Origin of the sequence: Methanococcoides alaskense, assembly GCF_027594145.1 — an archaeon.
In the GTDB taxonomy this organism is placed as follows: domain Archaea; phylum Halobacteriota; class Methanosarcinia; order Methanosarcinales; family Methanosarcinaceae; genus Methanococcoides; species Methanococcoides alaskense.
Map to the genome: position 1 here is coordinate 440,086 of NZ_JAQFFK010000003.1, position 22,911 is coordinate 462,996.

A 22,911-nucleotide genomic window follows, 5' to 3' on the forward strand; every position below is an offset into this window, starting at 1 on the left:
AAATGGCAATGGAAAATCTTGCATTTTTAATACCACTACTCCCTGCACTCGCCTTTGTGCTGACTTTTTTCCTTGGGAAGAAGTTGCCATCCGGTGGTGCAATTATTCCGATCATTGCAATCGCGATATCCTGTGTGATCTCTCTTTCGATCACAGCAGGTCTGTTAGCTAACCCCGGACATGTTGTAACACAATCTGTTCACTGGTTTGCAATACTCAATCTCGGAATATTGATCGATCCGCTTGCAGCGGTAATGCTTTCAATGGTCTCTTTTGTGAGCTTGCTCATCCACATCTATGCTGTGGGTTACATGTCACATGACCCTGCAAAGCCACGTTACTTTGCAGAGACCGCACTTTTCACAGCAGCTATGCTTGGTCTTATCCTTTCAGACAACATTCTTCAGCTGTTCGTTTGCTGGGAACTTGTTGGTCTTAGCTCATACCTGCTTATCGGATTCTGGTTCCACAAGCCTGGAGCTGCTTCAGCAGCAAAGAAGGCGTTTTTGACCACCAGGATCGGAGATGTCATGTTCCTTGCAGGTATCGTTCTGCTTTTCGCAGACATATTTGCAATACTCGAAGGCAAGCTTCCAGAAGGCGTTTATCTCCTTCAGTTCGAAGAGATATTCAAGTTCATACCTGAACTCGTTGCGATCAACTCAACGATCCTTGGTATGGAAGTAAGTCATTTGACCATTGTAACACTGTTGTTCTTCGGTGGTGCGGTTGGTAAGTCAGGTCAGTTCCCACTACATGTGTGGCTTCCTGATGCAATGGAAGGTCCAACTACCGTTTCAGCACTTATCCACGCAGCAACAATGGTTACAGCTGGTGTCTATCTTGTAGCACGTACGTTCCCAATGTTCCTTGCAGCACCTGGTACTTTGATGGTCGTTGCAATGCTCGGTGCTTTCACTGCACTGTTCGCAGCAACAATGGGTATAGTAATGAACGATCTTAAGAGAGTTCTTGCTTTCTCGACTATCAGCCAGCTTGGTTACATGGTGCTTGGTCTTGGTCTTGGTGCAGTTATTGGTGCAGAGGCTGTTGGAGTTTCAATGTTCCACCTCATCAACCATGCATTCTTCAAGGCATTGCTCTTCCTCTGTGCAGGAAGTGTTATTCACGCTGTAGGTACGCATGACATGAGGCAGCTTGGTGGTGTAGGTAAAGTAATGCCTATAACATTCGCTACAATGACCGCAGCAGCACTTGCATTGGCAGGTTTTGGTATTCCTGGCACCAGCATTGGTTTCAGTGGTTTCCTCAGTAAGGATCCGATAATCGAATATGCATACGTGTTCGCAACAGAGACCGGTAATTGGATGCCATACCTGTTCGCTATAACAGCAGCATTCCTGACCTCCCTGTATATCTTCAGGTTGATCTTCATGACCTTTACAGGAAAACCAAGGACCGATTATGGCGGCCACGAGTCCCCATCATCAATGACAATTCCATTGGCGATACTTGGTGTCCTCGCTGTGATCTTCGGTGCACTCACTAGAGGTACGTTCATGAAGTTCATTGAATCGAACTTTGAACATCTTGATATGAATGCACTTGCAGAACTCGGTGGCTATCATCTTGGTCCTCATGGGCATGAACCACTTCTTATCCTCTGGATGCCTCTGATCGTAGCAGTTGCAGGTCTTGTGATCGCTTATCTGATCTACAACAAGAGGGTCATTGACATGAGCAGGATCGTATCAAGTGAAAATCCTGTTTACAAGTTGCTCTATAACAGATATTATCAGCATCAGATATTTGTTGAGATCTTTTCCGTAAAGATCATCTATGAAGGTCTTGCACTTGCAAGCTTCTATTCAGACAAGATGCTGGATTGGCTTGTCAACGGAACCAGTACCTTCCTTATTGAGGCAGGAGACTCCCTCAGGAAATTCCAGACCGGAGTTATACAGGATTATGCAGCAGCAGTTGTTGCAGGAGTCGGACTACTGGTAATATTGGTCAAGCTGATCATGGAGGTCTTCTAATGTTACCAATATTATCTTTGATCGTGCTGATCCCAATTTTGTTCTCAGCCGTAACATTCTTTACAAAAACAAAGGAGCAGGCAAGGATATCTGCATTAGTGGGTACTCTTATTACCCTGGTCCTGACAATGTACATGTACTTCTCTTTCGATAGTACATCTGCAGCAATGCAGTTCGAAGAAGCGGCTAACTGGATCCCTTCATTGGGTATCACCTATCACCTTGGTGTCGATGGTGTTTCCATGCCTCTTATATTGCTCAATGCAATAGTCATTCCACTGTTGATCATCTACACCTGGAATGATGTCAGAGCAGCACCTAACAGGTTCTATGCTCTGATCCTTGCAATGCAGGGTGCAGTCATCGGTGTTTTCATATCACTTGACTTCTTCCTGTTCTACGTATTCTGGGAGCTTACCCTCGTACCATTGTTCTTCATGGTCAATATATGGGGAGGAGCCAAAAAGAAACATGCAGCTATCAAGTTCTTCATTTACACTCACGTAGCATCTCTTGTGATGCTTTTGGGTATCTTTGGATTGTACTATAACGCATGGTCTCTTAACGGAGTTCCAAATATGGATATGGCTTACCTGATAGGTCAGTTCCAGTTCTTGGAATCCGAAATTGCCAGGGATGCGATCTTCCTTGCATTGCTGTTCGGTTTCATTGTGAAGACGCCTGTAGTGCCATTCCATTCCTGGTTACCTGATGCATATTCCGAAGCACCTACCGCAGGCAGTGTGCTCTTTATATTGCTCAAGATCGGTGGGTATGGTCTGTTCAGGGTAATGCTTCCAATGTTGCCATTCACAGCAACTCCAAGCCTTATGATAACTATCATGGGAGCTCTTGGTGCAATAAGCATTATTTACGGTGCATTCCTTGCACTCGCACAGAAGGACCTCAAGAGAATGATCGCATATTCCAGTATCAGCCACATGGGATACGTAACCCTTGGTGCTGCTGGTCTTGTGAGCCTTTCAATATCCGGTGCAATGTTCCAGCAGTTCTCACACGGTTTGATAATGAGCATTATGTTCATGTCATGTGGTGTGATACAGACCAAAACTGGTACAAGTATCATCAATAATCTTGGTGGGCTTGCACAGAAGATGCCTAAGCTCACAGTGATCATGGTACTCGGTTTCATGGCTTCACTTGGATTACCGGGACTTACCGGTTTCATCGCAGAGTTCCTTGTGTTGACATTCAGTTTCATTAACTTGCCTATCTACGTGATGATCGCTCTGCTGGCTATTGTAATTACAGCAGCATATCACCTGTGGGCATTGCAAAGGGCAATGTTTGGTCCTTTCAATGAAAAGCTTGGTGATATCGTGGATATTTCGTCCTTACAGACGTTCTCCATGGGGATCATTGCCCTTCTCGTACTGTACTTTGGATTGAACCCAAGTCCGGTGCTGGATATGATGATAACGAATTCAGAACATATTGTCAGCCTGATGGCTGTAATGGGGGTCTAAGCAATGGTGGATCTAATGTTACTTGCACCTGAGATCACAATCCTGGTAACAGGTTTGATCGTGCTTTTGGCAGGTCTTTTCCTGTCAGCCCAGTCTAAGAAAATACTCGGATACATAGCAACACTTGGTTGTCTCGTTGCCATGCTGCTGACCATCAGCAGCTTTGGTACTACTGCAGTGATGTTTTCGAACTCACTGAGCATCGATGCACTATCGCAGTTCTTTAAGATAGTGTTCCTTACAGTTACGACCCTTGTGTGTATTGCATCCGTAAAATACACTGATGGCAACGACCATGCAGATGAATACTATGTACTGGTGCTCTTCGCGACCATCGGTATGATGATGGTAGCATCTGCGAATGACCTCATGGTCCTGTTCGTTGCATTCGAACTAGCAAGTCTTGCAACCTATGCTCTTGCAGGTTTCGAGAAAAAGAACCCTGCTTCCATTGAAGCTTCAATGAAGTACTTCATCATAGGTTCCCTTTCAGCTGCTCTGTTGCTGCTTGGTATCGGATATGTTTATGGTGCAACAGGCACTACAAACATTGAGGGAATTGCTCAGAACATCGATCTTCTGCTTAACAGTCCAATGGGTATTCTTTCCCTTGTACTGCTTATCGCAGGATTCGGTTTCAAGATAGCTCTCGTGCCATTCCACATGTGGGCACCTGACACTTATCAGGGAGCACCTTCTCTTGTGTCTGCGCTTCTGGCAGCAGGTTCCAAGAAGATGGGTATCATCGCAGCGTTCAAAGTGTTCATAGGAGCTCTCATTGCCCTTCAGGCAGACTGGCAGATCGCTTTTGCGATCCTCGCAGTCCTGACAATGACCTATGGTAACATCGTTGCTCTGTCCCAGACAAGTGTAAAACGCATGCTTGCTTACTCGTCTCTTGCACAGGCAGGATACATCACAATGGCATTTGTGGTCATGACCCCTATGGCATTAACTGGTGGTATCCTCTATGCATTATCACACGGTTTCATGAAAGCAGGAGCTTTCATTGCAACAGCAGCTGTGGTCTACATGGTAACATCAGAGAACAAGGACATTCTAAATGCTGACCATCTTGACAACTTCAAGGGTCTTGGCAGAAGAATGCCAATAACTGCTCTCAGTATGACCGTGTTCGTATTCGCACTGTCCGGTATCCCACCAACAGCAGGTTACATGAGCAAGTTCATTTTGTTCTCATCAACTATCCAGTCAGGTCTTGTATGGCTCGCAGTGATCGCTATTCTTAACAGCGCACTTTCACTGTACTACTATGCAAGGGTTGTCAGGTACATGTATGCAAAACCAACTGTTGGAGATAGGGTCTCAGAACCACTTCCATACGTCGTTGCACTGCTTCTTGCAGTTGCAGGGGTATTGGTAATAGGTATCTGGCCAGAGCCTTTCGTAAATATGGCAATGGAAGCCGCAAGTGTATTGATCTAATGGAGGAATAAGATATGGCAGATTGTGATCTTTGCGGAGTATCGATTCCAACCGTATGTCCTGTAAGGGTATTCTCACCAAGGTTTGAGCAATCCTACCCTGAAGGTGTATGGAAAGGTCTTTGTGGCGGCTGTCTGGCTGCTGCTAAAAAGGCCTATGACGAATCTAGCGAAAAAGTGGCTGCAGGCACATTTGGAAAATGTGATCTTTGTGGTACAAAGACCCAGTTGCAAGATGTAGGGGTAAATGTCCCCTCATTTTCAAAAGGGTCTATTATCAAAACAAGAAAGATATGCCTGAAATGCCTTGAAGAATCCAGTGAATCTTTTGAGAAAAAGGATGAACTGTGTGGTGAACATCACTGAAGGTCAGTACTAATACTGACCTTTCCTTTTTTTTCTTTTTTTTGATCTCATTGCATTTTCGCTATTGATAACAGTATTATCAAAATGATGAACCTTATCGCCATGCTCATTCCTGTGGAGAACGCCACTATCCTAAAACCTACCTTAGGTCCGAATATGGATACATAACGTGGGAGGATCGACCTGATGCTTAGTATGGGTAGCATGAACATACTTCCAAGCATGAGCACTATCATTGCCTGAAGATATGTTATCCCACCGTCACTTATCAGTGGTCCCAGTAATGATATTCCAATTATCGGGCTTGCCACATAGGTAGTAAGGGGAATTATGCTCTCTGCCGGGATCCCAAATATATCTGCCAGTGGCAGTACGTTGAGTGTCTCGAATGCACCTCTTTCCCTCAAAGCGAAGACAAGTGTGGTCATCGTAAGGTAAATGATGGCTATTTTAGTGAAAAGTCTCTTTTGTCTGTTGAATGCTTTTCGAATAGCCTCTTTTAATTTTGGTCTCTCTTTCTTTTCAGGTTCTATTAATGGACAGTTATGTTCCTTGAACCAGAGTCTGCTCAGGATCATTACAACACTAATTTTCACCAACGCACTGATAATGAACACGAGTACGTAGAATCCACCAACAATAGGGCCGAGTGCGGGAAGGACGATCGGGATCTGGTAGGTCAATATCTCTCTTATATAGGCAGGTGTACTGTTCAGGATCGCGCATAACATCGTTTCACGATCGTCAATACACCCTTCATCCTTCACTTTCATTACCATACTATTTGCAGCTACTGTGGATCCGAGGGATACCATGAATGCGGATGCACAGGACTGTGGGAGATGGGTATGTTTGAAAATGGGTTCTGTGAAACGGGAAAACTTTTGCATGAGTCCCATTTCAATTAGAACACCTGTCCCGAAAAGACCAATGAAAATTGTGATGATGACCGGAAGTGCAAAATCAAGAACCCTGGTGAGTAGATCGAACATATATGTATGATTATAGAAGATGTAAATTAAGTTTATCTACAATGGTTTCTACTAATTGCAGGTATCAGGTAGCATCATAATGGATAATTTAAAACCAAAACCTTGATATGAATTGTAATGCTCTTTTGTCTGGTGAAATTAAATGAAGAAAGATCTCATGAATATTCTGGCGTGCCCTATATGCAAAGGTGACCTTGTTCTGAATATTACCAAAGAAGATGAGAAAGAGATCATTTCAGGAACTCTTTATTGTTCAAAATGTAATGAATATTACCCGATCACGGATGGGATTCCTAACATGCTCCCGCCAGAATTGCGGGAATAATATAAACTGAGGTTGAATTCTTGCAGCAGGTACACATTAACCGTCTTGGTGTTAATTCCATTGAATTTGAAACAGATATATTGGATATACCCCTGTCTCCTGGTGGTGAACAAAGCTTTGAGATAGTGATAATCAACTATGGCTCTCCAACGCATGTTCATCTGTCTGCAAGTGACGATCTCTATGACAACCTGACATTTCTTGAAGACAACCCTTACGTTTCACACGAAGAATATATTCCGGTCATTGCAAGGATACCTTATGATGGTCGTCTGGTGAACAAAGGCAAAGTGGCAGTCACAGTTGGTTATGGTTCAAAGACCGAAAGCTTTTCTGTGAGCATAGGTGGTTCAGGGTCCGGTGATGGTCTTGCTCCAATTGACATCGATGAAAGTCTCTCGTTACCCTCGAAGGCAATTCCGGTTCAAAGGAAGAACGATCTCAATATGCAGTTCTCAGACAGGTTTTCAACGCTCCTTTCATCTTTTGACCAGTCAATTAATATAAAACATATAATCGTTGTATTGTCATCCATTGTTATCGTAGCTCTTATCTACATGTTGATACTTTCATTACCTTCAGGCGATACGAGTTACAGCATTGATATCGGCTTTTATCCCGCCGTAGCATTATCTATATTGTTCACTTCACTGATGGCATATCTGTTCATCAAACTTCCAGCGTTGAAAAAGTAATTGAGGTAGTTGAGTCCATATGAAATATATGATGTGTTACATATGGTACACATGAAAGGAGACTTTTAATCATGAATCTCATCATAAAAGGCACAGTGGCGACACTATTCAATGAACTAAAATCCGATAAAGCGGTAAATAAGTGGGTTAAAGAGAGAATAAGTGATAAAAAGGTCGAACAAGGGCAAATTGCAAAATCCTCTGTTGAAAATTATAAAAGAGGTTTTGCATATTATATCAATCATTTAAGAACTAATTTTGATGGTCTTGAAGATGTTACTGGTGAGATGCTCATAATGGAAGCAAAAGATGAGCTAATTAGTAATACCATGTATGGTTTTGATGAAACCCTTGACACTTACCTTTCTGAATTTTTTGATTTTTTGATAGATAATTACAGACCTAAAACCGTTAATAATTATATGCAAGGGGTCAAAGACTTTTACTATACCAATAAAATAACTATCAATTCTAAGAAATATACTATCCAATCTAAATATCCTGATGAAAAAAATGTTTATAATTTAAGTAAAGATGAAATTTTGAAATGCTTTGAAAATTTGAGCCTACGTGATAAATGCATTTGTCTAGTCCAAACATCATCAGGTATGGGTAGAGATGAAGTAGTCAGGCTAACCGTATCAACTTTCAAAGATGGTTATGATGAGAAAGATAATGTCTGCTTCATTGCCGAAAGCCCACGCCCAAAGACAAGCGTAAAACGGCATACATGGTTATCGTCTGAATGTTGTGATTATATTAACGAATATATTGAATGGCGAAACCATAAACCGATTGCTGAAAAAGGTACTAAAGAATATAATGATTATTTGAAACGTAAAATCTATTCAGATGATGATATTTTATTTGCTAAACAACTTGATAGTAATGATTTTTTAAATTACATCAATGAATCCGAAGACGATTATTCTGAAAAATATCATGTCATTAAAAAAATGAATGATGAAAAGAAAGTCATAGTTGATGTTCATTTTAGACAATTTAAAGAGGGTTCTCTTTCTAAGGCATACAGGAATGCTGAAAAACATGCATGTCTTTCAAACAAACATAATGAATTAGGTGAGAAAAAGTATTATGGTATTTTTAGAGCAAATAATTTAAGAGGTTTCTTCTCATCGTCACTTTTGGATAGTCCATGTGACCATATTTGGAAAGAATATTGGATTGGTCATTCGGTTGGTACGTCAGAATTTTATGATGAAAGAAAATATGATGTTAGTAAGGCTCAATACCTCAAATCAATGTCATTTTTAGCTATAACATCAAAATATGAACTTGAAAAATATAAGAACCGTGAACTTGACCTCTCAACTAGATATGAGGATATGCAAAGGCAAAACGAAGAGCTTCAAAAACAAAATAAAGCTGGTTTCAAACAATTTGAACTTAAAAACCAAATCGAAAGGCAGATTGACATGTTCAACTTGAAGATGGAGATGGAACTGCAACCATATGATATTCAAATTAAGAACTCTGAGAGAGAGAACGAACACTTTGAAGAGGAATGTGCGGAATTGGTGGAATCATTGAGTGAGGGCGTTCCTAGTGACAGTGAGAAGAAGCTGATGGATAAAGCTCAATTGAGATTCAATATTGAGAACAATAATAGAAGTATTGAGGTCAACAATGAAAGAATGGCTGAAATAAAAACGAAATATTCTGAACAAATCAATTCATTGCAGGAGCAGTTGAAGGAATTTGAATGAAAATTGATTTTCGTATTTCCTCTTTTTTTACGAATCAATTTATGACCACATGACTGCTCATATGAGCCACACGCTTCCATCATGACCTTCATTCCTGTAATTAATACATATACACATTTGAAAATTAGAAGCTCTTAAAACGAGGTTGTAAGAGATTCGATTGAAAATGATAGGGATGGTAAAGCCCTTCAAACATAGCAAATATTAATAATATGTTACTAAATATAGTTGCTCTGACATGGGTTATAACGGTTTTCTTACTATTGGTGAACCCAATCTTTCATGCCCATAAGATGGGCTGTCACACACTCCATACAGCCCATATCCTTTCACCATCGACTTTGAATCTAATATATGTATCAATACTCATTTAAAAACAACTCTTCTTAGAATGGCTCTAAATCTATATTTCCAATATCGTGAAAACGCATCGTTGTGAAGGAATTTGATTTTAATAAGAACGATTATATATAAGCAATTCCTAGTTGTATTAGGGTTTTGCGACCTCTAAAAGTTTTTGCCAAATTCAACATTTCTATGCAAAACCCTACTAACTGTATCAATGAAGAATATGGGTTTTATTTATCATAAAAACTTGTATCTTTATCTAAATTAATTACAGTTCTGCTTTTTTAAGTGCTACAAGTATACGCAAGTATACACAATAGTATATATTTCATACTATGCATTTAACTTATGGTGAAATAAAATGGAACGTAAGCCACTAAATGTAAAAATCCCTGAAAATATCCATAACGAATTAGATAGTCGTGGTGAAAACAAGACCCAAGCAACTATATCTGCTCTTGAAGCATATCTTTGGGGTGATAAGAATGTAGATGTGGAACATCTGATGGAAAAGCTTGCTACACAAGAGAAACATCATGAATTGCAAATAGCTGAAAAGGACAAGCATCATGCGGCACAGATAGCTGAAAAGGATAGGCGCATTGTCGACTTGAAAGAAGCAAATGCTCTAAGAGGGGGTAATACAGAATTTAGCAAATGCATTCCAGAAAAAATAAAAATAATAACTGAAAAGACAACATATATAATACGAGAATAATTTTTTTTACATTTCTCCAAGTATACGCAAGTATACATTTTTCAGTATCGCTCCATTCATTTTCCAAAAGGTATAAATGTATTTATTAATATGTACTCTCGATATATATTGAAGTTTATATTGATAAAGATAATAAATATTGAGACTGATGGATAAAAATACTTTATAAGATTTATATTGTCCATTATTCAAAACGATGACCCCCCACAAAGCAAATATATCAATGCTGATTAAGCAAAATTTGCCACAGCTTGACAAGAACATATGCATGTTCTAAAATAATTATAAAAGATTGTGCCAATGGCAGGAAATTTGTCGAATCCTTTCCCACCATGACAGAACAATATACCATATAATTGATAAGTGGTTAGCATATAAACCATTCTTTCATGTTCTGTCACTAAGTCCTGCTTTTGTTCCTGGTGCAATCAGGAGAATTAGATGTCATCCATTTTTGAAGAAAGAAAGAAAAATTCATTGGTAAACGGTGTCAATAAAGCTAAAGCAAATCCTGCTGACAAGAACAAGATAATAAAGAAAGCTGTTGAGGATTATATTCAGTATAACCGCATTGAAATATGCATTGACGATACTTGGAAACAGGAATATGTGAGACAACGCACTCGTTATACAAGCAATGCATCTTTTTTAACTTTAGATGAAGATGAAGATATTCCGCTTAAAACTAATTTAATTGATGATAAACAAGAGTATCTTCAGGATGGAGCTGACAAACGTTCTGTACATGCATACAATATTGTTGAGGATAACAAACACAATATATTCTTCGTTGAAAAGACAACAAGAGCAGGCGGTACAACATCATTTGTGAAGAATTCAATTGAAAATGGAGAAAAATTTCTCTTAATAGCACCAACCAATAAAATTGCTAAAGGTACCGTCCAGGATGCAAAAAAGTTCTGTTCAAAAGACGCACTTATACAACATGTTCATCCGAATTCGGCATGCAAATATGTTCAAGAAATGAAGCTAGATGACGAAAAATATGAAGAGCTTCCATTCATTCTATTGCCTGAAGAATGCTCAGAATGTGATAGTGTCCTTACTTGTGAAATGAATGAAATCTTAGTTACTGAGAGCAATAAATATTTGCCTGATGAGCCCACCTGTGACGGCTATACCATCACTTATACCAAAGCTATAATGATGGCTTCACAATTTGGAAATCTGGTCTATGATGGAGATGGAGATGACCATATTAATTTGGATGAGGAAGATGATGAAAAGAGTGAGGACAACAAGAAAGACTTCAGGAAAACAAAAATTATAAGAAAATCAATTTATAAAATTATCAATGATGTTCAAACTGTAATAATTGATGAATTCCATTCCTTTTTCAATGGGAAAATATCTTCAGTTAACTTGTCTGAATTTGACATTGAAGATTATAATTTAATAATGAAATCTGACAATAATAAAGAATTGTTTCCTGAAATTATAGGGATGTTAGAAAATTTTGGAAAAACTCAAAACGAAATAAATGAGTTATTAAAAGTAATCGAGTCAAATCAAGAAAAATATGTACGGGAAAAAGTAGAAAAAGGTAAGATTGAATCGAAGAAGGATTATTATACTGAAACATTTGAAAATCCCCGTCCTATTAATAGAAAATCTGATACACCAGGTTTGATTTTAAGAGAAATTGAAAACATCATATGGAACAAAATTGGACTTGATATGGATAAAGTCCTTCAATTATACAAAATTGTGGATATTGTATCTTCTGAAATCATATTCATCAACTTTAACAAGAAAAATAATATTACCATATCTGCTTTAAAAATTTATCAAATTGAGGCTTTTGAAAATTTCATTAGAGAGCTGGTCAGACGAAGGAAGACTGTTCTAATAACTACTGCCACTCCAATATATTATGACTATGAAAAGCTCTTGCATCCTGAAAGGGAAGACCTTGATGGAATGAATTTGGTTACATTTGGAGAAGGTGGCGACCCTAAGAAAACGAATGAGAATATGTATATTTTCCCAGATAGAAAGAAATTTGAACCTGACGATAATCCTTGTAAAAACAAGTATGTGTTGAATAAAATTAAATTTTTAATTGATACATTTGGTATTTCCAAGTGTATGATAGTTGCAGGTAACAAGATAAAAACAGGTCAGCTTGAAAAAGAACTTAAGAAAATGGGGTGCGAGTTTGATGAAGAAAAAGGTGACAAAGTATATTATTATCGTTCTTCAGAGTTAATGGGAGTTTCTTCAAGTAAAAGGATATTCATTTCAGTAGATATAGCATACTCACCTCTGGATTCATATGATTTGTTTGTGCATTTCTATAAGGCGATTGCAAACCAATCGGATTTTATCAAACAGTTGTATTTCGAACATGTCTATGCCGACACTTGGCAAGCTTGGTCTCGTGCCAAAGACCCTGAAGGCAAAGAAGCATCAATAGTAATGACTTTTGGAGTTCGTGCTGATAACTGTAAAAATGTATCCATACATGGGGTCAACAAGCAAGTAATAGTAACAGAACCTTCGAAGTCTGGTAAGGGAAAAAGAATTGATGTCATTCCAGAACCCGATAACATTACAAAACCGAATGTTATCGAAGAGGAAAACCATCAGAAGAGCGTATTAAAAATTCTTCATTACAAAGAGAATTACATTGCAAATAAAGACTCTCTGTTCAACAATTACGTGAATACTTTCGGAGATACAACATTTGCAGAAAAGATTTCCAATTTCAAAAATCAATTTGCAATCGAAAAAGAAAGTCCTTTGTCGTTAAATAAAGCCGAAATATTGAATGAATTTTTCATTTCAGAAGGTTATGATTACACCATAAATGGAAGTTCCATTGATGGAATAAATGTAACCAGCGATGATATTCATAACCATCTCAACGGAAAAACTTCTATTAGTGCACATTCCCTGTCAAAATCCAACAAAATGATGTGGGTACGCTTGGAAGTTGATGAAAATCAAATGTCATCATTGCATGGTCTTTTCCTTTTAATGGACATACCTTCCTTTGTTGAAAAGGTCAATGATACCTACAAAATTTGGATATTGTTAACCGAAACAGATGCAAGTGTCATTGATAAATTTGCAAAAGAAGCCATCAAAAAAGCCGGATTTAATGTGGAAGGAGATGGAAAAGTTGTCCGTTCATCTGCAATAATGAAAAGGAACAAGAACAAGAAACAAAAAGGTGTTGAAGTTCTTCTGCCATTTTCCAGCGATTCCAAAATTTGGATTAATGGGACATTTACAGATGAATTTGATGATATGGTGGTCTGTCCAGTGTCAATAAATGAAATTGATATGCCATATCCAGAACTGGAAGCATATGATGATGAAGCATTTTGAGTTTATGAATGCTGCACATTCACCTGAGTTCGAGGAAAACCCCATGTAACTAATATATGGACTTTTGCCAAAACTGAGGTGAATCCATTTTCATGGATGGGGTAGTAGGTCGAAATCTTATGAAATGAATGGACAGGAATGATGTTGAAGACTTGGATGAGCGATGTAATGTTGTGATGCCATCGTCCACTTACATCAATTCCTGACCTTCAGCATCATTAACTAACACTTCTGCTACGTAAGATATCTTATTTCCAACTATCGTTGAAAGAACATAGAAGCTACTCATGCATCTTCAGACCATACAACATACCATACTCAGTTTTGCTTCTAAAATTTCAATCACAATCAAATATGACCCACTGAAAGCTATTCTCTGTCAGCGGTTGAGTTCTGGATATAGCATCATTATCAAATCTGAAAAACTCACCCCACATATACTAACATAGTGTACCTTATATATTATCATGAGAATGAAGATTTTGTAACCTTGGGACGTAAAGGTTGCAATGAGGCGAAATTTAGTGAACTTAAATATGATATGATTTGCATATCGTCATGATAGTTCCTTTTACATGGGTAACCAACAAACGATAGCGTTAGCTCTTGAATTTCTTGGATACTATCCCTTTTGTAAGGGGCTATTGGCGAAAATTTGTGAGGATTACTTAAAAATAAAAATAGCATTAAAAATTAAGAAAGGTGAAAAAAAATGATGAATTATGATGAAGCTTTACATAAGCACGGGCTGGAAAAAATTAAAAAGTTTAATGGGAAGATGCAAGTACTGGAATCTAAAATGGATACGTTAAAAAATGATGTGGTGGACGGTGTTTACAACTATTATTATTACGACAAGGTATCAGATGATATTAACGTGGAAGATTTTCATGAACAATCTTTATTGCCGCCCTATCGTTTTATCATATCAAAGATGGAGGAAATCTTTCCCAAACCATATACTACAATGGAATGTGATGAAATATTCGAATCTCAGTTGACTATTGAAGATAGAAACAATCTGTTAAATGCAGTATCAATGCGAGAGAAGCTTGCGGGAAAAATGAAGGATTTCGTGAATCCTCCCATATCTCTAAACGATATCATTGACGATTCCACCTATTCATTCTATTTACGCAGGCGAGCACATTTTAAAGACGATAGGGAGCGTATGGAATGAAATATGGTATGTCATCGCCATAATGAGCAAATGCCTCTATCTAGCCATTAAAGATAAGGTGATGTAATTATCACCTTCTCTCAATCACCTATTGTCTATCACTTCCCTGCTATTTGGAGCTTTTCAGACCTCATTATTCCAGATATCTTACTAACCTACATAGATGCCATCTCGATATTTTCAACGATGATTCATACAAATCTTATTTGGTAAAAGCGAAGGAACATCGTCAGATAGAGGATGAACGGTGGAATTATGGGACGAATATGCGATAGATGCTATTGTAGACAGGGATGCTATTTGAAGCATCCAATCATCCACGAACTTCTGCTACTTACTGTCGTCTGTATCTACTGAAGGAGAAGGCAGTGCCCTCAAACCCTTTTCTTTTCCAATGAACTACACTTGCTATAATCAGCCCTTTTCATTACTCTGTATGCCTTAACCCCAGGCACTTCAGAGGCTATATATGTGCCATCCCTTTGCCATTCCAAGTGGAAGGCTTGCTCCAGTATCTCTTTCGCATTCAACTCTCTACAGAAACGATTGTTGACCATGCTGGAAGCTGAACGCTTGTCCATAATAACAATCTCATTCCGCTTCAGCTTCATCATCATCAACTCTTTCACATTGGATGAACCTGTAATGATATACGGCTGGAAATGACCGAGATTATCAAAAAATATTTTCTTCAAATACCTCTTTTGCCAGTCATTAATAAGATTGAAACGCTTTATCATGTCCACAGAGGGGTCTTTTCTTTCAGGGGACTTTGGTGGTGCATTTGCTGGTTTCTTTGGAGCTATCGTCCGCTTTTGCATCTGCAAGCCCATATTAAGTGATTGATTACGTAAGCGGTTGATTTCAGCATTCAATTCAGTGATTTTAGAATTGGCAAGCTCATTTCCCTTCAATAGCTCCTCATAAGAATGAACACGCACTTCACCATATTCATCATCAATGGGTTCAATTTCCTGTGGGACAGGCATCACCTCAATGACCTTCTGAACAGTTTCGACTACATCAGGCTTATCGTCCTGAATGGATTTTAGATACTCTTCAATTTGGAGTTTGGCATCATCATCACCTGATAGGTACTTCACAGCTACATCCATCCCAATATCAGTTCCATATTTGGAAACAATAACATCGAGCTTGTTTGCAAACCTTTCACGGCAGATGTATGGGTTATGGGCATGGAGCTTGCCTTTTTCCGTTAATGAATAATAGTATGGCTTCCTGCCTTCCTTTTGAATGTATCCTTGTTTACAGTATTTATTCAAGCTCACCTTGAATGAGTTATAGTTTTCATATGAGATACCATCAAAGAGGTCACGTGACCTCAATGGTGCCGGTAACAGGGCTTGTAGAACTATGGACTTAACTTGGCAGTCTTTCGAAGAGATTTTGTTTTTTGAAAATTTCACCATTTCATATCATCTCAAAAATTCAAATTATTATTCAAGTTAACTTTATATGATTAACTTAGAATTTTCAACTGATATATACATTACTATAATGTCGCAGCAATGCCTTTTTGTATATGCTGCCAAGGTGAATCTGAAAATGAATAGATGGTAATGAATTTTACATCGATGTTACTATTAGTAATAATATTTCAAAATCAATGAATTTTATTAGTAATAATAATATTCTGATTACTTAAAAGTTGCAACATTTCTTTGGTTTTATGATAGATTTATGGAATTCAAGATATTATAACAATTTCATACATTTACTCACATTTGTGTGTTGATTCAAGGAAATATATGAATATGCACTTGTTCCTGTGAAAATTCCATCCCAATGATTCAATATCTAGTCAAAAAAGATTGAAGATAAGAAGATGTTGTATCATTTAATGCACTTATAATCAAAAATGTGATACTAAATTAAAATCGCAAAAAATTTATAGTAATGATGCAATTTTGGGTACTGATGTCTTTTGCAAAAGCAGTTCTAATATCAATTACAATTTTCACCATATTTACTTTCTTTACAATTGGGTATCCAGTGCTAGCAGATTATTTAAGCGAACTTTCTGAAGAGCCTATTGAAATATATGAAAACAACATTGAAACAATGACTACAATTGCAGAGGCTACAAAGACACTTGCCTTTCACGAACCATATGGGTCTTTTGATGATTTCGATTTTAAGATGCCGGATGATACTGGTCGGACACAAGAGAAGACCTATAAGTGGGAATACCGTACGTATGAATGTTCAATTTATACAACTTATGACACCGACATATATGATTTTTATTCGAATCGCAATCGTGATAGGGATTATTCATCATTCATAACTGACCCATATGATGACAAACTGATTGAAAGCATTGCAAACTCATTGGATAATTTAACAATGACAATGGAACTGCCAGATTCTGAAATACCTTACCTTGCTATATCCTTTGTTCAAGCCCTTCCATATACTTCAGACAGTATTAGTTCGGGATACGATGAATATCCACGATTTCCTTATGAAACCTTATACCTTGGAGGGGGAGATTGTGAAGATACTGCAATACTCTCAGCAGCAATACTTAGAGAACTTGGATATGATGTTGTATTTATTACGCTACCCAGCCATGCAGCTATTGGTATAAAGGGGTCTGATGACATATCAGGTTCTTATTATACATACAATAATGAGAATTATTACTACTTAGAGACAACAAATACTGGTTGGAATGTAGGAGCTATTCCTGAAGAGTACCAAAGTGAAGATGCTCAAATTTTGCCAATTTATGAAAAAACAGAACTTTTTACTACATTTGATGCAACTGTAAGAAGTAATGGGAATGCTGATTACGTTGATGTTACTGTCACTGTAACCAATGTAGGTTCATTAGAAGCAAACAATGTCGAAATATATGTTGCTTTACAAACATTGGATGAGAATACGGTGTATGCCCACATAACAAGTGAAGAACTGCCAAAGTTACCAACTGATATTCCGATAACTTACGAAGTAACTGACTTAAAAGTAAATTCAGATGAACTGTATCGAATACTTGTTCAAGCAAGAGGAGATAATGTTGTTTCAGACCCCTCATATAGCGAGTGGAGGTAATTCATTCCCAAGATTCGATATGAAGTTGGGAAAACAATGATGTTCTTGCTTTCCAATTGTTTCGATAATGATATGGGAAAGATTCATGCGTTCTTTGATGAATGGGGACAGTTATTGAATTAAGAACAAATGGGAAGCTTTCAAAAATATATGCATTAATTTTGATTGGTAAATTATTGAAGATGTGATTGAAAATGACGACAGAGGCACAAGAACACTATATTAATGCTCTAATTTCGGAATATGCAAGTGTAGAAGATGATAAAATATTCTACAATGATTTCATGGAAAAGTTGGGTGAAGCTTCACTTGATACTTTAAGTACAAAGGAAGCAAGTGCTTTGATTCAAGGTCTTATCGGAATAAAAGTTCCCCTTGAAATGCAATGTGGGAAGATTATGATGGTTGAAAAAGATGAAATTATGAGAGGGCAAACAATGGGCAGATTGGATGAATGTATGCATAATTGTGAAATTGATTTTAATGAATGTGAATATCTGAAGAATCAAGAGTAAGTGATACTATGACAAATTATTGGAGAATGGCATTCCGATGGGGAAATCAAGGGACTGAGGTGTGGGAACAATGTCGTGACCAAGGAATTGCAGCTATTGGATACTATTTCAATGGTGAACCTGTTGTTGGTGACTGTTCTGAAATTGATGAAAAAGAGTTTTATACCGTATGGAGAAGTAAAGCTCTTCCTTCACCAACTAGGCAGAGTAGTCTTAAACATGTGGCTTACCACATGGATAAGGGTGACACAATTTATGCTAAAGAAGGAACACAAATCGTGGGAAAAGGTACAGTTAAAAGCAAATACAAGTATCGACCAGGGATAGTAAAACAAAAAGGTATTCTCTGGGAGCATTATGTTGAAGTTGATTGGGACAAAAATTTCAAACCATTCACTCTTAATCTTGAGGCAAATCAAAATACAGTATTAAAACTAGATACGGAACGTCTTGACAAAATACATGCAATGGAATCAAAAACAAATTTTTTGTATGATTGCGTTGATGAAATTTTTGAAGAAAATGAAGGTGAACAATACATTAAAGAAGCTGTATTTAGGAAAAGAAACAAAAAAATCATTGACAAAAAGAAGAAAAAATCAGATTATCGATGTGAAGTTTGCGATATGAATTATAAAGAGGTCTATGGGGAAATAGGCAAGAACTACATAATTGCACACCATATAGAACCGATTGGCAGCAGAGATGGTTCATCTCCAACAACAATTGATGATATTGCTTTAGTGTGCTCAAATTGCCATAATATGATTCATAAAAAAAAGCCACCACTGAGTATTGAAGAATTATCCAATCTAATAAACAAATGAAATATTGTGTATCTTAATATCTTGTGAAGTTTAAGATGAATTGATTTTTAACAGACTAATTTATTCTGTTTTGTCTTCATTGACTGAGCTTCTCTATTTAAGAAAAATTGATACATCAGTAGTTTTCGGAATATTATATGTATCAACAGAAATGGTATGCCATTGATGACATGCCATTTAGGAAGATAGAAATTCAAAGAGATAATCACCGCTGCTAAAATAATATTTTTAACCTTACCAATTTGAGATTTAGAAATAATTAGAATCACAATATTTATAAAAGTTCTTCAAACTTTGTTCCCATAACATTTCTTCCAAGGAGGCAAGTTTTTGCAACACCATCATTGATTATGTACAGTAGTGCTTTGAGTTGTGTTGGATTTTCTGGAATAATATGCACTTGACCGTCTGTTTTCACATTATATTCTATTTTCTTAGAAGTGAAAGCCATTTTAATTTCATTATCTTCTTTTGAACGTAAATCTTGTAGCATAAATTCAATACATTCTTCAACTCTTTCATAATTTGAAATTGAATAACAGTACCTCTTAATGTACAATGTTGGCTCTGTTTTACCCCACTCAATAAAGTCCAGTTTGGAAGATAACATTGAATAGGCATCTTCATATTTTTCATGATAACCAAACAAATCCTCAAATTTTCGACGGTTTTGTACAAAAATAAAAGAAGCGTTCATATCATCCAAATATGCTGCTATTTCAAAATTATCATCGAATATAATGTCTTTTTTATTATCTAGATATTTTACCTTTAGGGAATGATTTTCGTTGTAAGGAGATAAAGTGAATTTGTTTTTAGCAGTATAGTAATTTTGAGAAATTCCTTTAAATAGAACCAATTTTTTAGAACTAGCTTCATCCAAATTAAGTTCAATAACCAAAAAAACATGTTTAAATCTGGATGGTTTTAAGAAATCCACTACTTTTATATCGGGGTCAATCAATGAGGAATTTGTTAATTGAATAAGTGTTTCCAAATCAAATTCATCAACTTTTTTATAAAAAAAACCAGAATCTTTGTCGTCACCTTTTAGTTCAGCAATATTAAGTGACCCTTGAATATATCCATTGATATTTAGAGAGAAACCATTTAATATTTTTATAAACTCATCAAAATCATTTTCACTGGCAATAGTAAAAGCACTTGTTTTTTTGTTACCTGATTTAATCTCTTCACCAACTATGGTAACATAGGGTGGAATTCTTGAACTCGATATTATGTAATTCTTAAGCTCATCATAAATTAATTCTATTTTTGCTCTTTCCACTTTAAACCCTCTTTAATATGAAAGTATTTTCATCAATGTTATTAACAATAGTTGTAGAAGATATTTTTCGAATATCGAATTTATTATCGGACAATAAAACTCCTTCAAACACAATATCGGGGATGTTCTCATAACAGAAATTGATTTTATTAATGGAATAACCAAAAATAATAAGCATTGGATTAACTACTACGAGATTTGAATTCACGTATAATATAGAAATGAAAATCAATATAGTGAAGGTAGAAAAAAGATTGGTCCAATCACTAACCACTATAAATGATGAAACGCTCCCAATAAGTGGAATCACAATTGTAATCAAATATGATATTATTTCTTGACTACTATTTGAAACTGATTTAATTGTTATTGTTGTTTTATCATTAAAGGAACCAAAGCGATAACTTGATTTAAAGTACCAAATTGAAATCAAAGAAAATATGAATAATACCGAATAAACAATCATTTTTATTGTATTCGGTATTGTTGAAACACTGGATTCAAGTGACAAAAAGTGTTCAATTTCTCCAATTAGTAGTATTAAAAAAAGCAATGAATATGAAGAAAAAAATAACAATATTTTGCCAATTATCTTCATATGATGTACATGAACAATACGCATAAATATTTATCTATTAACTTAAAGAATCGGAAAACTGTTTTCTATCACAAACTAATATAATTTTTATAATTTTTTATCCCTATAATCAGCTAATAATTTTAATCTGTATTTAGGTCAACTATAATCATAGATTCATTTCTATTAGGCTTTCATGGTGGTGCATGAAGTTACATAGCATCGAGTACACAAATTTTATGTATGTCATACTTATAGAGGGTTGAAAACGTCCTTGATACAAATTGTATAAGCAACCATTTCGGCATACCATATGTACCCCGATGAAGATGATATGCCTCATTGGGCATGTTTTCAAGGAAGATAGAATTCGTTATTGGTTTTATTATATTATTCAGAAAAGAAGTTGTTTCTCAGAACCAGAGGGAACAGACCCATTCCACAGGCAACCCTACATAGCATCGTTCAAGTCACTCCATGGTGATTATGATGCTGTTCTAATAGTAATCCACACAGACCCTGACGAAGCCACCGAAGAAATCAATGCCCTAGACGAAGCCTTGGAACATGCACAGGATGTATATCCTGATGAGCAGGATTTCATAATCCTAGGAGATTTCAATGCTGATGGGAGATACTTCGATGAGGATTCAAGTTCAGACCTTGAAGACTACTACTGGGCTATTGATGACACACATGACACCACAACGAAGTCAACGGACTATACCTATGACAGAATAATTCTGACAGACACATCTGACCTGTATGGTCAAGCCAGTGTTTTCAGGTATGACTTGGAGTATCAACTGACAGAAGAGGAAACTGTAGCCGTGTCTGACCATTATCCAGTGTATGCAGAGTTCAATGTTAGTGGAGATGTGGATTAAGGCTGCTTTGTTTCCAAGGAAAAGAGAAGGTTGTAAGGATTTTTTATTCAGAGGGATGAATGGGGAAAGAGTATTCCCCTATTTTTTCATTGTCAGAGTACTAATATTGAATTATTGTAAATGAAGGCGAGTATCCCCATAACTTATTATCAAACCAAATCTCCGATGTTATCATCATTGTACATTTGATAATCTTATTGATTGAAATCATAATATTAAATTTTGAGGAATTTTTAAATATATTACATGGATAGGTGCTACCAATGATATGAAGATTAATTTCGATTCCAACAGATAATACTTATATTGAATGTAAGTTTTTTTAAAAAATATTAAAGTGTAAAGGTTCATACCATGTTAATTCAGCAAATAATTATCCCACTTATTGATGAAAGCTCGATAATCATGGAATGGTCTACAGTAGCGCTTGTATTGATTACCGCAATTTATGCTACTTTGACTTGGTTAATTGTCAGAAAAACAGATTCTGCACTTGAGCAAACTGATGATATAATCAAGCTAAATCAAGCTAGTCTTAAAAAAACTGATGCTATAATCAAGCAAAATCAAGATAGCCTTGAACAAAACAAAAAAATAATTAGACAAAATGGACATAGTCATGCCCAAACAGATAGAATGATTAGACAAGGCATTGTTGAAAAGAACATCTTATATATTGAAAAAAGACTTGAAAGACTTTACTATCCATTGCAGGATGCTTTGAAATCAGACGAAGTATATGTTCCTCTACATTATGAAGAACTAATGTTGGAAGAATATTATGGTCATAGTGATAATGGAGAAGTACCACGGTCGTGGTTAGTTAATGAAAACACTAGAAGATATTCTATTGATGACGTGATTCCATATCTTTATCTTGCTAGTGACAAATTAAGAATCCCATTAGATGAATTTCTTGGTAGGATAAGAGAGTTTAATCCCTATGAATCTGATACTCCAGAAGGTAGACAAGAATTAGAATATTTAGAAAAAACAGTGATATCTGACATTAATATTATTGAACAAAAATTAGGAAAATTACGAGAGTCATATCTTGAAATTGAAGATGATGAATAACTACAAATTGATGAATTTATAATAT

General features: G+C 36.5%; 19 protein-coding genes. 15 read left to right on the forward strand and 4 right to left on the reverse strand.

The annotated features are described in order from the left end of the window. Positions 1-2 precede the first annotated feature (2 nt). Genes fpoL through PBV53_RS06030 form a run of 4 tightly spaced genes read left to right on the forward strand, consistent with a single transcriptional unit; the run spans position 3 to position 5,298 of the window. Complete coding sequence (gene fpoL / locus PBV53_RS06015; RefSeq protein WP_270096254.1) at positions 3-2,000, forward strand: F420H2 dehydrogenase subunit FpoL; 1,998 nt, start codon at positions 3-5, stop codon at positions 1,998-2,000. Beyond that, entirely contained in the window at positions 2,000-3,487 is a 1,488-nt protein-coding gene (gene fpoM / locus PBV53_RS06020) for a F(420)H(2) dehydrogenase subunit M (protein WP_270096255.1), read from the forward strand. The genes fpoL and fpoM overlap by 1 nt, the downstream gene beginning before the upstream one ends. A gap of 3 nt (positions 3,488-3,490) precedes the next feature. Further along, positions 3,491-4,933, forward strand: coding sequence for a F(420)H(2) dehydrogenase subunit N (gene fpoN, locus PBV53_RS06025; protein WP_270096256.1), 1,443 nt, complete (start codon positions 3,491-3,493; stop codon positions 4,931-4,933). Positions 4,934-4,947: 14 nt separating this feature from the next. Then, entirely contained in the window at positions 4,948-5,298 is a 351-nt protein-coding gene (locus PBV53_RS06030; protein ID WP_270096257.1) for a F420H2 dehydrogenase subunit FpoO, read from the forward strand. A gap of 47 nt (positions 5,299-5,345) precedes the next feature. On the opposite strand, the gene PBV53_RS06035 is transcribed toward PBV53_RS06030, so the two are convergent. Beyond that, positions 5,346-6,290 (reverse strand): nucleoside recognition domain-containing protein, encoded by a 945-nt coding sequence (locus tag PBV53_RS06035; protein WP_270096258.1) that lies wholly within the window; start codon positions 6,288-6,290, stop codon positions 5,346-5,348. A gap of 142 nt (positions 6,291-6,432) precedes the next feature. On the opposite strand from PBV53_RS06035, the gene PBV53_RS06040 reads away from it, so the two are divergent. The 6 genes from PBV53_RS06040 (at position 6,433) to PBV53_RS06065 (ending at position 14,637) form a co-directional block, all read left to right on the forward strand. Then, the gene (locus tag PBV53_RS06040) at positions 6,433-6,615 is read left to right on the forward strand and encodes a methytransferase partner Trm112 (protein ID WP_270096259.1); all 183 of its coding nucleotides are present in this window, start codon (positions 6,433-6,435) and stop codon (positions 6,613-6,615) included. 20 nt (positions 6,616-6,635) lie between these two features. Beyond that, positions 6,636-7,310 (forward strand): DUF7524 family protein, encoded by a 675-nt coding sequence (locus tag PBV53_RS06045; RefSeq protein WP_270096260.1) that lies wholly within the window; start codon positions 6,636-6,638, stop codon positions 7,308-7,310. A gap of 71 nt (positions 7,311-7,381) precedes the next feature. Then, positions 7,382-9,037, forward strand: a complete 1,656-nt coding sequence (locus tag PBV53_RS06050) for a site-specific integrase (RefSeq protein ID WP_270096261.1) — start codon at positions 7,382-7,384, stop codon at positions 9,035-9,037. A 709-nt stretch (positions 9,038-9,746) separates the two neighbouring features. Further along, the gene (locus tag PBV53_RS06055; RefSeq protein ID WP_270096262.1) at positions 9,747-10,103 is read left to right on the forward strand and encodes a hypothetical protein; all 357 of its coding nucleotides are present in this window, start codon (positions 9,747-9,749) and stop codon (positions 10,101-10,103) included. Positions 10,104-10,544: 441 nt separating this feature from the next. Continuing rightward, positions 10,545-13,457, forward strand: coding sequence for a hypothetical protein (locus PBV53_RS06060; RefSeq protein ID WP_270096263.1), 2,913 nt, complete (start codon positions 10,545-10,547; stop codon positions 13,455-13,457). A gap of 712 nt (positions 13,458-14,169) precedes the next feature. Further along, positions 14,170-14,637 carry a hypothetical protein gene (locus PBV53_RS06065; RefSeq protein ID WP_270096264.1) on the forward strand — a complete coding sequence of 156 codons (468 nt, stop codon included), beginning with the start codon at positions 14,170-14,172 and terminating at the stop codon, positions 14,635-14,637. 374 nt (positions 14,638-15,011) lie between these two features. On the opposite strand, the gene PBV53_RS06070 is transcribed toward PBV53_RS06065, so the two are convergent. Further along, positions 15,012-15,920, reverse strand: a complete 909-nt coding sequence (locus tag PBV53_RS06070) for a hypothetical protein (protein ID WP_270096265.1) — start codon at positions 15,918-15,920, stop codon at positions 15,012-15,014. A 655-nt stretch (positions 15,921-16,575) separates the two neighbouring features. Between PBV53_RS06070 and PBV53_RS06075 the strand changes: the two genes are divergently transcribed. The 3 genes from PBV53_RS06075 (at position 16,576) to PBV53_RS06085 (ending at position 19,057) form a co-directional block, all read left to right on the forward strand. Then, positions 16,576-17,715: a transglutaminase-like domain-containing protein gene (locus tag PBV53_RS06075; protein ID WP_270096266.1), complete on the forward strand. Its 1,140-nt coding sequence runs from the start codon at positions 16,576-16,578 to the stop codon at positions 17,713-17,715. A 194-nt stretch (positions 17,716-17,909) separates the two neighbouring features. Continuing rightward, positions 17,910-18,230, forward strand: coding sequence for a hypothetical protein (locus PBV53_RS06080; RefSeq protein ID WP_270096267.1), 321 nt, complete (start codon positions 17,910-17,912; stop codon positions 18,228-18,230). Between the two features lie 8 nt (positions 18,231-18,238). Next, a complete protein-coding gene (locus tag PBV53_RS06085) occupies positions 18,239-19,057 on the forward strand; it encodes a DUF8426 domain-containing protein (RefSeq protein ID WP_270096268.1) in 819 nt (272 codons plus the stop codon). A gap of 274 nt (positions 19,058-19,331) precedes the next feature. On the opposite strand, the gene PBV53_RS06090 is transcribed toward PBV53_RS06085, so the two are convergent. Continuing rightward, positions 19,332-20,345 (reverse strand): hypothetical protein, encoded by a 1,014-nt coding sequence (locus PBV53_RS06090; RefSeq protein ID WP_270096269.1) that lies wholly within the window; start codon positions 20,343-20,345, stop codon positions 19,332-19,334. Between the two features lies 1 nt (position 20,346). After that, a complete protein-coding gene (locus PBV53_RS06095; RefSeq protein WP_270096270.1) occupies positions 20,347-20,943 on the reverse strand; it encodes a KwaA family protein in 597 nt (198 codons plus the stop codon). Between the two features lie 308 nt (positions 20,944-21,251). On the opposite strand from PBV53_RS06095, the gene PBV53_RS06100 reads away from it, so the two are divergent. Continuing rightward, positions 21,252-21,809 carry an exonuclease/endonuclease/phosphatase family protein gene (locus PBV53_RS06100; RefSeq protein WP_270096271.1) on the forward strand — a complete coding sequence of 186 codons (558 nt, stop codon included), beginning with the start codon at positions 21,252-21,254 and terminating at the stop codon, positions 21,807-21,809. A 354-nt stretch (positions 21,810-22,163) separates the two neighbouring features. Beyond that, positions 22,164-22,886 carry a hypothetical protein gene (locus tag PBV53_RS06105; protein WP_270096272.1) on the forward strand — a complete coding sequence of 241 codons (723 nt, stop codon included), beginning with the start codon at positions 22,164-22,166 and terminating at the stop codon, positions 22,884-22,886. The last annotated feature ends 25 nt before the right edge of the window (positions 22,887-22,911 follow it).